Raw genomic sequence first — 15,049 nt, forward strand, 5'->3', positions numbered from 1 at the left:
GTGGATGACCGACCTCGTGTCCTAAAAAGCAATGGCAGGAAGAAGCAGGAAAAGAGAGGAGGTATTGGTATCTCTGAAGCCGCTAAATCTTTAGTTTAGCGGTAGTTCACCTGTTTCTTATTCTTTATATCGAAGCTTTCGGATCATGGCATGCTGAAAGAAAAGGACAACTCGGTCAGAACCGCATGGATCAATATGGACAGGCAGTACCAATACCGTAACGATATGATCTTAAATTTGGTCGATATGGTGGGAAGCGAGATTCCACAAGAAAAGGATGTTTTGCAGACTGCTTTGGCAGTTCATGACAGGGCTTCCAAGGTGCAAGCATCAATGGATAATCCTACGCCCGAAATGTTGGAGGCTTACCTGAATGTTCAGGATTCGGTACGCTACGCTTTAGGATATCTACTGTTCGAAGCAGCGAAAATTCCGGCTTTAAAAGAGGACTATGGTCTTTTCGTTTTTCAGGAGCAACTGAAAGGGTTGGAGAAACGCATTGAAGACAAGCGGAACTATTTTAATTATAGTGTGCGCAAGTATAATGATTACATATGTAGTAAGATGGTGGCATCTTGGCTAGGATGCAAAAAACGTTCGTGTTTTGACGATGATATAGAGACTCTTACCGAAGAGTAACAGAATTTTTCATGTGAATTTCTATATTCAGTTTGTGATACTGGCTATTTAGTTTTTGGTTTGATTGGTACGGATCGGTTTGATAATCGGTCCGTTTTTTTTGCTTTTGTAAAGCGATTGTTTTCATGGTTCTTAAATGATTTTAATAATTTAAGCGAATTTGTGGTTTTCTCGCCATTTTATTTTAAAATCAATAACTTTGTAATTGGACAACTTTATAGTAAGAATTGCCGATAGCTTGTCCGGTTACGGCATAACATTTATCTTATTATGAATAAACAAAACCTTACTGATTATTTATGTGGGTTATTGACTGCAAATAATCCGGATTGTTTGAACTCATTTGTGCATGTAGGTGCTGATGAAATACCGGATGCTTATCTTGTCGCTATCAATGACGACTTGACTAATGATGGTGAATCAGAAGTTTGGACCGAACATTCCGAAGTTGATTTGAATAACTCTTCAAACAGAGCGAATGAACCCGAAGACTTTGACGAAGATAATTCGTATGGCGATGATGGAGTGGGGGAGAATGATATTAATGTAATTCGTCCGGCTATGGATGTGATTCTACAGGAAAGGCAGGCTGTTATTTTGGGGAATCCCGGTAGTGGCAAAACTACCCTGTTGCAATATGTCCTTCATTCAATGGCTCGTTGCTGTATGGATAATGGCATGCGAACGGATGTTCCGGTTTATATACCACTTAAGGAACTTTCTCCATCGGTCTCTTTGGAGAATTGGTTAGAAAGTTTCATTAGTCGGTCTGATTTCGGAGATGCCTTTTCCAGAGGTGCGGTATTTCTGTTCCTGGATGGGCTGAATGAAGTGCTTCCCTCGGTATATGATTCAACCATCCGTACGATTTCCCAGTTCATGAAGGTTTATCCGGATTGTGGCGTGGTCATTACTTCCCGTTTGTATGGTTATTCAGGTCAACTTGATATACCGTCTTTCCTTTTGCAAGGGCTTACCGACGATAATATTTGTTCATATATCCAGAAGCGTATCGGTGACAGTGGGTTATTCCAATACATTAAGGGCCATAAGAAACTACATGAACAGTCAAGAAACCCTTTGTTGCTGAATATGTTTGTCAGTCTTTGGCTATCTTGCGGCTATCTCCCAAAAGCGAGACTGCACCTTTATGACGAGTTTATTAGCTATCAGCTTCAGAAGGGTGGAGTTGTGTCAAATGATGACCGGCAGATTGTAGTCGATTCCCTCTCACGGCTGGCATATTCCATGCGTAGTTATGGCTATTTGTCTGACAGTATCACCGGACTTGACTCTATAGTGTCGGACTGGATGGACCCTGATAGGGTGGGGGAGGTGACCCGGATGTTGATGGACAGCGGGTTGCTTTCCGTAACTTCTAAGGGCATTGATTTTTGGTGCATCTCTTTTATCCATGAGACTTTCCAAGAGTATTTCTCTACCTTGTATATATATAGGGATTATGTTGCGACGGGCCATTTGTGTGTGGATTTCTCGCTTCCTGAATGGGGAGAGTCTTTGAAAATGCTTACTGAGAGTCTTTCTTTAAGAGCGGATACAGATAAACTGTCTGGCTTTTTGGGGATAGTTTGTTCTCAGTTTGAAATGGGGAGTAAGACGGATTGTTTCAATGACCGCCTGGATCGGTTATTCAGTACCCTATCTGAATGCTTCCCGCATAGCCCTTCGTTATCCGCTTTAATGGAACAGTACTTGTTCTTGAATATGAAGAACTTTTTGAAACTGCCCTCGTATTATCGTACTGTCGCCCGTTTTGATCAAATCTGTAGTAGTTTGGCGGTATTGGGTTCTTCTAAGCTTACTGGGATTTTGTTCAGGAGTTACAAGTGGCTGCAGTATTGGCTGTATGATGTGGACAGCCTTGAATACTTAGGTGCAAAATGCTTGATACCACCGACAAAGGTCATTCTTCAATATCTTGATGCATTTCCCAATAAGATGGAAATCTATATGTATATGCAGGATATAAGAACACAGTATGGCTGTTTCGAATCTATAAACTTACGGCTTAAATACCTCATGGTTTATCTGGCGAACCACATGAATCGGGAGGAATGTCGGGAGATGTATCTGGCGATAGGGGATATGGATGCACTTCTTCGTACGTCTGATATGGATTTTGTAGAAAGGGAGACTGAGGGGAAAGCCAATATATTGTTTCCACATTTGTCCAGTTCATTGAAGGTAATCAGCCCCGAAGCTGTTATCCGGTTTTATCAGATGATGTTCGGAAGGATGTGTAGGGAAAACCAAATGTGTTTGTTGGATTCAGAGGTATTGGCTGACTTTATCCTGAGATGTCCGGGGCTGGACGAGGTGTTACTCCGGGAAAGCCAGTTCCAAAAGTATCAGGACCAAATACTTGCTGCCTGTTTTATGGTGCCCTGTCAATACCTCAGTGACTATTATTTTAAACTGTTGCCGGTATTGCGTGACTCAATCCAGTTGCGGAGTATACATTCTGTAACCAGTATCATTTGGTACAAGGCGGCTGACGGCTTGTTTTATCTTCAGTTGGATATACCTAATTTGTCTGACGGAACCGACAACGAATTCCAGCAACTAAAGAAACAGTATCCGGATGTCCGACTGCGTAAGATCCAGTTGAATTATTTTGCAATTGATGCAGAACTGACAGAGGGAACACCGCAAGGTGTTATTAAGATTGAGCCAAACTATACGGTAGATCATGAGATTATTCCCATCAAACGTGAAAACCGTATCATTATATTGTGTGCCCAAAAAACCAGCTATAAGCCAAAAAACAAGTATAGTGTTTGCATGGATGGTACAACCTATCTTTTGAAGTGTTGCCAAAAGATATCAGTGAGGATGGTCAACTCATATCAGATGAATAATCAGGTTGTCGAATACAGTATCAAGAAAGGCTTTAATAAGGAACTCTTTCGGGACTACTATTATTACTTCCGTGCGGATGAAGTGGAACCATGGCAGCTGGATTGTTCTGCGAACTTGTCTTATAGGCTGAAAGCAAAATTGGGTTTGCTGGGCAGGCTGTTGGATACAGTTCCGGCAATAGACAAGTTGGCAGTCGTCCTAGAGGTTGTAGATACACGGGTTATCGTACAGTTCCGGAATAAGGCGACACTCAGCAGATTTCCGCAAAGGTATACTGTACTTAAGCCTGGGGACATTGTGTTCAAGTATGAATCCAAGCTGTATAAAATCGAAAACCAGATGTTATTGGATAATGTTGCTATGGTTCATGGAGAAGTGGTGTCCAAAAATGGGGATAACCTGTTTATCGCATTTCCTGATAATGAATACAATAAGGATTATTATTATTTTGATGTCAATCAGGAGTTCAAGATAGGTGACAAAGTCCGTTTCTTCCCTGTACTTAATAGAGCAAATCGCTTTTACGGAAGTCCGTTGGCGTGTTTGGTTAGAAAAGATGAAGCATAGGTTCCACTTATGCCTAAAGTGTCCCTCCCTGTGAAATGCTCGGCTTTGGTTGGCATTCGACAGGGAGTATTTTGTATAGTTTGAAGTAATCTCTGTCAAAAAAGTAGTCAAATTTGCAACTCAGAGTCCTTGTCTCATGGATAATGTTTACCTTCGTTCTTTCTAAATATCAGTAATAGTATAGCGTTATGTTTAGGTCGGTTATCAGCTGTTTGCTCCTTTTGACAGTTCTATGTGTCAATGTACACAATAGTACGTTGTCTGCCCAATCGGATCAAAGTTCTCAGGAAATGAAACGTTCTTTTTCTATTATTCGTTCTTATGAATCTGATGGACAATTTGAAAGAGCTATAGAAGAAGGAGAGAAATTATTGGTCGAGTGCGAAAAGAATTACCCTGAATTATCCCCACGATTGTACGATATCTTGTCTCATGCATATTCTAGTATGACTGATTTTGATTCTGCTATTGAATATGCTGATAAAGCTATTGAGAAGGCTAAACTGTATAGTGATTATTCTTTCGAGGATATTTTATTATTAAAACAGAACAAACTGTCTTCATTGACGAATAACTATGATTTTGAAGCAGCAATGCCTCTTGTTGCTGAAATTGAATTGGCAATTAAAAACAATGAATTGCCAAGAGACAGTTACTTCTATGCTTATGCTCAGTTATCTTCCACTTATGGGCAGTTTGGTATGCTTGAACAATCCTATAATTTTTTTCAGTTGGCCGAATCCTATTCAGATCAAATACCTGTCAATACAAAGATTTACTTTTTACTTGATATGTCTTCTGATGCGCCTAATAATTTTGTCCGTAAGAGCTGTATTGATAAGGCGTGGAATCTCTATCAAACTTTGCAAACAAAGGATGATAACCTGTTGGTGCATTTATATCGTTTTCATGGCGATTACTATTCTGGCGTTCGGGATTACCAGAAAGCCATGGAATCCTATGTAAAAGCGTTAAACATATATGAAGAAACCGGTAATTTTGATATGTTTTCCCTTACGTTGATGGAGAATGCAGCTGAAGTGTTGCGAACTATCGGCAATTATGATGAAAGTATAGTCCTCAATGAGAAAGTTGTTGAGATTAGGAGGAATATCTATGGTAATGTGAATCATCCTTTGTATTGGAATTCTCTGCATCAATTATTCTATGATTATATCTATGCTAGGCAATTCCCTAAGGCTGATACTGTCTATAAAGAATTAGGACGAATTACAAAGAATCGTAACGATAAAGAAAGCCGCATGTTGTTTTTATATAATGGAGCGGATTTGGCATCTGCGAAGGGTGAATACAAGAAGGCTGACAATCTCTATCAAAAATGCTGGGAGTATTTTAAGGATAGTGGAAAGTTGGATTATTATCAGCGATCGCTACTATACAAAATGGTAGACATGTATGCAAGATCGAATTCTGATAAATATAGAATATGGTCGGCTAAGAAATACGATGTGTATAAAGAAGAGATATTGAATGATTTCATCGGATTGAATGATGCAGAACGGAGTAATTGGATATATTATATTGAGGAACTGTCCTCTCACATGATTCGATATTGCAATCTAGGGGACAAAGCTTTGGCCGCTGAGTCATCTCTGTTTTTCAAGGGGCTTTTGTATAAAACAGGTTCTGTAATTAGATCTATGGTAGAAAGTAATCCAGAGGCGCAGGAACTGTATGTAAAATTGAAAGAACAAAAGAACTGGCTGAATGCGTTGATGAATACGGGTGATTCCGTCAGAATTGCTGCATTGAGAAATGAGATAGGTGAATTGGAACGTAAGCTGAATAACGATTTTGTGGAGTTCAAACAGTTCCGGAAGGAAATGGATGTTAGTTGGACTGAGGTAAAGAATGGTTTATCGGATAAGCAGCTGCTGATTGATTTCGTCTCTTATGAGGATTCAACTGGCGTTTGGTATAGGGCATTCGTGTATTCAAAAAAGACTAATGAACCGATCTATGTCGAACTGTTTAATGAGAAGGAGTTGAGTGCTTTTATTCAACATAGACCTGAAGAAGTATATCAATCTGCAGATTTCTATCAGCTTGTATGGTCTAAATTGTTACCTTTCACTGATGGTTATACTGATGTGTATTTTTCTCCGGTAGGATTGCTGCACAAGGTGGCCATCGAAAACCATTCCATGATGATGGAATACCAACGGACTAATCAGGTTCGCTTCCATCGCGTACCTGTTCTGACGGATCTTAATTGCAGTTCAGGACTTAAACTAAACCATGTGGTTGCGTTCGGTGATATTGATTATTCCCAGCAGTTGCAGGATAATCTGTACTCGGCCACTAATCTGAGAGGCAACCACTGGGGGGCCCTGCCCGGTACAGCACGGGAGATGGAGATTGTAGGAAATTGCCTTTCTGGGAAACCTGATTCGGATGTGGCTATTTATACCAAAGATAAGGCAACGGAACGGCAGTTCATGGATTATGACGGGAAAGAGGTTAATCTGTTCCATTTTGCGACACATGGGTTTTATTATGATGATTTGGACAGGAAGTCCAATCACGAATATATGAGACGGATGTCAAGATTGTATGACTCGTTTTCCGGTCTCCTTATGAGCGGTGCCAATAGAGGCTGGGAGAACTCCGAAATCGGAGTGAATCTGGATGACGGCATCTTGACCTACGACGAGATTGCCAACTGTAAATTCAAAGATTTGGAAGTGGTGGTGCTGTCTGCCTGTGATACCGGTTTGGGAGATGTGAACTATGATGGTGTATGGGGGTTGCAACGGGCTTTTAAACTGGCAGGGGCCACAAATCTCATAGTGAGTCTTTGCAAAATCGATGATAGCGCCGCCGAACAGTTCATGACGCATTTCTATGAGGGGGTGGCTGCCGGAAACAGCGTTTATCAGGCATTTGATTCGGCTCGGGATCAGATGAAACAAGCATACCCGGATGAACCGCTGTTCTGGTCATCATTCATTTTGGTAGAGTAGGAGTGGCTTCACTCTTCTTATAGGGGGAGAGTGAAGTATTCTACAACACATAGGTAGTTACCAATTGCTCATAAAGATGGTTCAGGTGTGAACTACCGCAAAACTAACGATTTAGCGGCTTCGAAGAAACCAATACCTCCTCTCTTTTCCTGCTTCTTCCTGCCATTGCTTTTTAGGATACGAGGTCGGTCATCTACAAGAGGACAGTCCACAGGCTTGACTTTCCCACGCTCCGTGGGTAGGGCTTTCAAGCCAAATTCCTTTATGTTGCAAGCTGCATTGAAGTCCCGGTCGTGGTGCGTACCACATTTGGGGCAAAGCGTCCTGTCTTAATGAGATTTACGCCATACCAGCTGCGATAGATTCTATATTTGTAGACTCGTAACATACTGCAAATCTAACGATTTTAAACAAAACAATGATACAGAAAGAATACATTTCAAAGAACCACTCTAAGTTTCTCATCAAGTACCACATGATACCGGTATGCAAATACAGAAAAAAGTTACTAATTGGATCAGTGGAATATGACATGAAGCAAATCATGCAGAAGATATCAAACTTTTCCGATTTTGATATTGAGGTCATGGAAACAGACAAAGACCATATACACATGATGATATGCAGTGAACCAAAACTATCTCCGCTGCAAATTGTAAGAAGACTCAAGCAAATGTCAACAACCGCCATTTAGAAGAAGTATGAAAATTACCTTAGACATATATTTTACAGGGAAAACACATTTTGGACAGATGGTTACTTTGTGTCATCAGTCCAAAATGTCAGTCAGGAAACTATAAAGATACATAATAGCAAGCTATTATATATGCCCGGAGTTTCCCGTCCGCAAAAAGGAAAAGGTAAATGTGAAGGAATCGCCACGTATTGGGGGATGGGCAGATTTGTGTGAATCTCCCGATTTGTGTAATTTTGTACCTTTAATCGTTCTATATGTACATATTTAATTCAATACCTCATATCGTCAACACCCTTAATTTGGGGAAGGATTTGTTGGAGGTTTTGTTTGAAAAAAGAAAGTCTCAGCCGTTGCGTTACGATTATGCGTTGGATATCATAGACGAGAATAAATTGAATATCCTTATCGAGCGTGAGGTCATCCGCAGAAATGGTCCATACATAGAGTTGGACGAGCATTATCTGTCTTTTTGCGAGTTGCTTCTGGAGGCTAACGAGGAAATATCCACTTCCGTGATAGATGAAAACATCCAGTTGATATACCAATTGATTGACTATTATAATAAGGAAGACAACGCTTCACGCAAGTTGGCTTATCTTCGTTCGGTCAAGTCGCACCTTCGTAAGGTGGGCAAGATTCTGGTACGAAACGTGGTGTCCTTGCAGCGGGTTATCGACAATACATTCAAAAACGAGCCTAATTATAAGGTAAAAATCGCCAAATTGGAGAATCTGGATAAGAAGCGGATTGATATCAACAGGCTTATCGTCGAATTGGGCAGTCTGTTGGACTATGATCAGACCAGCTTTTTTGTGGATTCTTTGGATGAAGAGCTTCTTGCCATATCCCGTGAACTAAAGACGGAGCTGTCCAGTGCCGGGCATAGCCTGATTCATTCTCAACAGGATATTATTGATTACTTGAACCAGATTCGTACCCAGGTAGGGTTTACACGCAAGTTACGGCGCATCAAGTATCTAAGGGAACAGTTCGAGCTTCAGGAGAAAACAAACGTGCGCGAGGTGGTTGACGGAGAGCATTCCGTGGTGCTTGAAGGGGTACAGCTGCCGCTGTTCAAAGTATCAGTACCTTACCTGCAGACGGACGAGGCGCTGGAGGTAATCCTGAAGGTGGCCGATGCCATGCGCTCGGACAAGGTGATAACCCGTCGGGAATTGGGCGGTATTTCTGTCGAACAGATGGAGAACACCGAAGTGGATATGACCGCAGTCAATACCCGGAAGATGATGGATGCCTTCTGTCAGGACAATGCTGATCTGTTTTCTTTTGTTATGGGATACCCGTATAATCGTGAAATGGATTTTGACGCAAAAGTGACCTTGTTTTGCCGGCTGCTTTCCCTTTATGAGAATGAACTGGAGATAACAGACCGTTTTGGACAAATGGAGCATATAGAGTACGCTCTTATTTTTAAAAGGAAATAAAGAATATGTTAGATAATTTGCCTGTACAGACCGCTCAGGTCTATGATTACCTGTCGAAGGGTAATTTCCTGTGCTCAAACACCAGTGTCAAGGAACTGAAGACATTATTCCTGATAGTCGAGGAGAATTTTGAACTCTTGCGCGATTATTTCATGTACATAAACTTTGTGCTGGAACAGGGGAACAATTATTTCTACTTTTCCCGTAAGGAGCCGCGTGCTACCCTGGAACAAAAGTTGCAGCGTTTCTATGCCTGGATCGACATCATGGATTTCTTTTGTACTTATGATACGGCATTCGGACCGGGATTTTCTTTCTCTCCGGCAGAGATCCTCGTCCGTTCACGCATTGACATGGATCTTGAAATGAAACTGGACGGCCTGAAGAAGCATGCCGGCGGTAAGGAAAAGCGCAAGGATATTCTGGATGTCATTCTGGACCGAATGGGCAAGGAGGGTTTTATCGAGTGTGTGAGTGACATGAACGGGACATGGAAAGTGCTGTCTTCATGGGATTACCTCACTCAAATGATTAACAGCATCAATATTGCAAACGAAAATGAGATATCTCAATAGAATAATATTCATAAACAGTGCAGCTATCCGCTATTCTGAAATACAGCTGGACGGCAACATACATTTTATCGGAACACAGGGGGTGGGGAAGAGTACTATCCTGCGGGCGATTCTTTTCTTTTATAATGCCGACGCACAACGATTGGGCATTCCGGTGGAAAAGAAATCCTATCAGGAGTATTATTTCCCTTATGCTGACTCCTATATTATATATGAGGTAATGAGGGAGGATGGCTGTTTCACAGTATTCAGCTATAAAACGATGAACCGTATATGTTACCGCTTTATCGCTTCCCCGTATCGGCCGGACTTGTTCATCGACGAGGAAGGTGTACCTTATTCGTCGGACAGCGTGCGTTCTGTGTTGGACAAGAATGGAATCAAGTATAGCAAGGCGATATCAACCTATGAGGAATATCGGAATATCCTATATGGGAATACTGACAATAAGGTGGATTATTCTTGTTTCTCTCTGATGGAGAGTGTTTCTTATCAGAACATTGTCCGGACCATCCAGAATGTATTGCTTAATTCACGGCTGGAGGCTGATTACATAAAGCAGACCATCATCACTTCATTGAACGAGGAAGACAGCGTGATTGACCTGACCCGTTACCGGAGCCATTTGTCGGGGTTCGAGAGCCAGTTGAGTGACATTGGTACGTTCCGTGATCCGGGCATGATGCGTAAGGCGAACGGCATTGTTTCCTTATTCGACGATATCCGTAAGCGGAACTTGCGGATCAATGACTTGTGCCGGCAGTTGCGGAGCGCTTATCTGCAAACAGAGAGCGTGCTGCCTGAACTGGCACGGAAGATACATGAGAAAGAGGAAATCAAGTCCGACTTTTATAAGAAGCGGGAACGGCTGGATACGGAGTCCAAGAAACGGACGGCGGCCATGGAAGCGGAGTTGGCCGTACTGAAGGACTCTCTCTCCAAAGCGGAAGCCAAACAACGGTATTATTCCGGAAAGGATATCCGGTCGGCAATGGACCGCTGCAGTAAGTTCGAGGTTTTGCAACAAGAGCAGGAATCATTGGTAACGGAACAGGATTTGTTGTCTTCAAAGAATAAGGAGGCTTCTGTTCTCCATGCCGGCCTGATTGCCAATCTAAAGAATGAGCTGGCCGGATTTGAGAATGAGAAGCAAAAGCAACTGTTGGCAATCGAGGCGGGAATCAATTGCCGTCGGGATGAGCGTCGTGACTATTACCGCTCTTTGACGGATGATTTACGACAAAAGGCTTCGGTCGAAAAGGAGCGTCTTTTCGCTGACAGGGAGAAATATAAGTCGGAGATTGCGGCCAAGAAGATGCAGATTAATGCTGTCCGTGGACAAAAAGGCTCTTCCGAGGAACTGGATGCTGTAAAGGAACGTCTGGGAAGCTACCTGTCAAACCGGAAGGACTTGGAGCTGAAGATGCGTGAACTCAAGTATGAACTTACCTGCCAGTCAAATGAATTGGAGACCTCAGAAAAGCGGTTGGAGGAAGATTTCCAAAAGCTGAGAGAAACGAATGAGGGTGAAATCGGGATGTTGGATGCCAAGATAACGGAGCTGACCGAGTTCCTGGACAACCAGAAAGACAGTTTCTTCAGCTGGCTGTCGGAGAACAAGCCGGGTTGGGAGCAGACCATCGGCCAGGTATGTGATGAGCGCTTGTTGTATTCTAAAGAATTTGCTGCAGAGGTGGCCGATGGGGATACTTTCTATGGGATTCGTTTTACTGCCGGTTCGCATCGACAGGTGAAGACCAAGGAAGATTACCTGTCAGAGAGAAAGGACGCCATGGATAAATGTGCGTCTATCCGGCAGTTTATGGCTGATGCCGGTCTGGATTTGGAAAAGGCAAAGGAACGGTTACGCAAACAGTACCAGTCTTCGGTAAAACCGATAAAGGATGATCTTTATCAGGTTGATTACGAGTTGGAACAGTTGGAAATCCGCAAGAAGGAGGATGAGTCCCGCCTGGCAGCCTTGCAGGATCAGGCGGTACGTTCGCAGAATGAGAGTGTCCGCCGCCTGGAAGAAGATTTACATGCGCTGGAAGCGGCTTTGTCTTCTGTCTGTGGAACCATGGATGCGCTTCAGGCGAAGTTGGATAAGGAGATGTCAGCTTTGCAGAAGCAGGAAGAAGGCGAATTGAAGGTGTTGGACAAGGAACTGTCTCGTGAGAGGGAGAGCATTCAAGAGGAAATCCGGCTTAAGAGGGCGAACTTGGAAGAGCGTAAAGCGGAATATGACAGACGGCAGCTTGAGAACTTGCAGGCGAGTGGGGGAGACCCGAAACGGCTGGAGGAGATTAATGCGCGGCTGGTATATATCAATAAAGAGATTGCTTATATTAATGAGACTAAGCCGCTGGTTATCGAGTACCTGAAGGATAAGCGCGAAGTACTGGATAAGGTTCCGCACTGGACCGCAGAGAGTACCCGCTTGCAAATGATAGTGGGACAGGAGAGGGATGAACTGAAGAAACGTCTTTCTGAAGTAAACCATGACATTGGTAAGGTGGACGCAGAACTGAAAGGATTGAAGGAAGCCAACAGGAAGGCAATGGAGAACCGTGAGGAATATCACCGGTCAACTTTGTCTGATTGGTTCGTCTCCCGTGATTCCATATTTTCTTCCATGGATAGGGGGGAGACGGACGGGGATTGCCGTGCCTTGGTACGGGAGATTACCATTTCTGTCAACGAGCAGGCACAGCGGTTATCAAGCTTGAGGAAAGACATTGTTGCCTATACAGGCAACTTCTCTGAGGGTAATGTCTTTGCATTCAAGACGGTTTTCTCCGATGACCATGAGTATATGGACTTTGCCGGTGATCTGAAGGATTTTATCGCGGAGGACAAGATTTCGGAATACCAGTCACGAATCAATACACGCAATTCGGATATTTTCCGTCAGATTACGGCTGACACCAAGAGCATGGTTTCCCAAGAGGGGAATATCCGTGCCGTGGTGGAAATGATAAACACGGATTTCAAGGAGAAGAATTTCGTCGGGATTATCCAATGCATTGAAATGAGAATCGATCCTAGCCAGAACAAGATAGTGAACCTGTTGAAGGAGATTAGGCGGTTCAATGAAGAGTTCGGGTGGGATTTGGGACAAAACCTGTTCTCTACTGCAGGAGACGACTCCGCGACGCGCGAAAAGGCAACGACATTGCTGCGTGAGTTAATCAAGGCTATGGATGCGCATTCGGGAAACCTGATCCGGCTGGCAGACTTCTTCGATCTGAAATTCCGCGTCATCGAGAACCGGAATGATACGGGGTTCGTTGAGCGGCTGACTAATGTAGGCTCTGAGGGTACGGATATCCTGGTCAAGTCTATGGTGAATATCATGCTGCTGAATGTTTTCAAACGTAATGCTTCCACCGAATTTTCCGAATTCAAGTTGCACTGTATGATGGATGAGATCGGCAAGCTGCATCCCAATAATATGGCAGGTATCCTGAAGTTCGCAAACGACCGGGATATCCTGTTGATTAATGGATCTCCTACAGAGCAGGATGCTTTGTCCTACAAGCATATCTATAAACTGGAGAAGGATAACGACAGCTTTACCCGAATCAGACGGGTGATTACACAGTTTGATTAGTTGTCTATAGGTTCTATAGGTAGCTCTTTACTGATAGACTTCAAAAAGAGAACCAACCGGAGTACAGCTAATTTTGGAACAGAAAAATAAGATATTGTTTATTATCTGTTCCAAAATTAGCTGTTGTTTTTTAGGTAAAGGTGCGTATATAAGAAAACTCTCTGGCAGATAGGGAGGTGGCTGTTTTGTCAAAGTGTCTTAATCCTTGTTTTAATGGATTCTTTGACAAAATGAGGTACGTTACGGCAATAAGCCACGTAAATATCTTAATCCTTGTTCTAATGGAATACCCTCTTTTTCAAGAAGATATAGAAATCCTCAAATTTAGCCATTATCCCTATCTGCCAGAGAGCCGTGTGAATTATATTTTCTGCTTGAATGGGGCAGTTTAATTATCCCTTCAATCTGACAACAGAGTGAAAATCAAAGAACATTGTTGTTGTCTGAATCAACATATGCAAATATAATAAGTTATTGTTGGTAAAACAAGCGAACTCGATTAATTTTCATAATTTTCTTATATTTCTAAGCTGGACCAGTATATTGGATAGATTATTTTCCGGAATTCTGTATTGCTCGTGCTTGGATTAATTGCGTAAAAATTTCATAAAAGCTAATGAGCGTTAATAATTTAGCTGTTTTTTTGTGTATTTTTTGTAGTCTTGATAATTATAGGTATATTTGTATAACGAATTAGTAATGATGCGTTTAGTTAATGTTTAACCCAATAATATTTTTCAACTATGGAATTTAAACTTTTTCAGTATGTGTTGCCTTTGGCAATGTTTGTCTCCTGTTCTGACTCTTCGGAAGTCATACCGGATGTTCCCGAAAAATTGACTTTCGATAAGTATGAAATTGCGTGTTTTGAGCCTTCAACCAAGAAGGATCCGGTGGATACGCTCTTTGTTTCTCCCATGGCCGCTGTGTCTGATTTCGATGTGACCATCCGCAGGCAGGTGTTGTCGGATGGTGTGTTCAAAGGTACTTATGAATATGTACCGTGTTCAGAAGTAGGGGTTACTGTCTCTAACAAAGATTATTCTGTCGAGCTAAAAGAAGGTTCAAACATGCAGACCTCAAGCCTTTCTTTGACAGCACCGGCCAATATGGATTATGAGAACGCTGTTTTGTCATCTGTTTCCTTCAATGTGGGTGGCAATTCTCTGACCATGCCTGTCAAGCAGGAGAAGGGTGAACTGGTAATCGGTGATGATTATTTTGTCATGTATCCCGGATATAAGGAAAACGAAGTGCTTTTGGACAACAAGGGCGAGGTGATCGATTTTCAGTGCTCATTGGCTTCTTCCATGTATGTCAATGGCGTGAAGATGCCCGAGGTGTGGTGCGACGAGGAATGTTCGTTCTCCTATGAATTGGAAGATAATGAATGGATCAAGGTCGTTGACAGCTTCGTGGCTCCTGACAATAAGGGAATGTTTGTTCTCCGTATCGAAACCGTTCAAGATGAAGATAATGGGGAGCATCCCGCTAATCTATACCTCCGTTTTGAAAAAGATGGCAAGGCTTTTTCCAAGACTGTAAGACTGGTTTCAACCGAGGTATATCACATCTCTTATAATTGACCGGACGACATCAGGCTATATTCATAATATAATTGTCTATCGATAAACTAATAAAATTCTACA

General features: G+C 42.4%; 7 protein-coding genes and 1 pseudogene. All 8 read left to right on the forward strand.

Features of this window, described 5'->3' with window-relative positions:
• Positions 1 to 150 precede the first annotated feature (150 nt).
• The 8 genes and pseudogenes from KTG12_RS18870 to KTG12_RS18905 all read left to right on the forward strand — a co-directional run bounded on the left by KTG12_RS18870 (position 151) and on the right by KTG12_RS18905 (position 14,986).
• Positions 151 to 639, forward strand: a complete 489-nt coding sequence (locus tag KTG12_RS18870) for a LemA family protein (protein ID WP_075965653.1) — start codon at positions 151 to 153, stop codon at positions 637 to 639.
• 270 nt (positions 640 to 909) lie between these two features.
• Positions 910 to 4,086 (forward strand): NACHT domain-containing NTPase, encoded by a 3,177-nt coding sequence (locus tag KTG12_RS18875; RefSeq protein WP_122298786.1) that lies wholly within the window; start codon positions 910 to 912, stop codon positions 4,084 to 4,086.
• Positions 4,087 to 4,376: 290 nt separating this feature from the next.
• Positions 4,377 to 7,070 (forward strand): CHAT domain-containing tetratricopeptide repeat protein, encoded by a 2,694-nt coding sequence (locus tag KTG12_RS18880; RefSeq protein WP_075965612.1) that lies wholly within the window; start codon positions 4,377 to 4,379, stop codon positions 7,068 to 7,070.
• Positions 7,071 to 7,488: 418 nt separating this feature from the next.
• Positions 7,489 to 7,878: pseudogene (gene tnpA / locus KTG12_RS18885) on the forward strand (IS200/IS605 family transposase); the annotation flags it as partial.
• A 143-nt stretch (positions 7,879 to 8,021) separates the two neighbouring features.
• Positions 8,022 to 9,212, forward strand: coding sequence for a hypothetical protein (locus KTG12_RS18890; protein WP_075965610.1), 1,191 nt, complete (start codon positions 8,022 to 8,024; stop codon positions 9,210 to 9,212).
• A gap of 5 nt (positions 9,213 to 9,217) precedes the next feature.
• Positions 9,218 to 9,787: a hypothetical protein gene (locus KTG12_RS18895; protein ID WP_075965609.1), complete on the forward strand. Its 570-nt coding sequence runs from the start codon at positions 9,218 to 9,220 to the stop codon at positions 9,785 to 9,787.
• The gene (locus KTG12_RS18900; protein WP_075965608.1) at positions 9,771 to 13,400 is read left to right on the forward strand and encodes an ATP-binding protein; all 3,630 of its coding nucleotides are present in this window, start codon (positions 9,771 to 9,773) and stop codon (positions 13,398 to 13,400) included. Before KTG12_RS18895 ends, KTG12_RS18900 begins: the two co-directional genes overlap by 17 nt.
• A 743-nt stretch (positions 13,401 to 14,143) precedes the next feature.
• Positions 14,144 to 14,986 (forward strand): hypothetical protein, encoded by an 843-nt coding sequence (locus tag KTG12_RS18905; RefSeq protein ID WP_075965607.1) that lies wholly within the window; start codon positions 14,144 to 14,146, stop codon positions 14,984 to 14,986.
• Positions 14,987 to 15,049: the final 63 nt, after the last annotated feature.

Source organism: Parabacteroides sp. MSK.9.14 (genome assembly GCF_019041495.1).
GTDB classification, from domain to species: domain Bacteria; phylum Bacteroidota; class Bacteroidia; order Bacteroidales; family Tannerellaceae; genus Parabacteroides; species Parabacteroides merdae.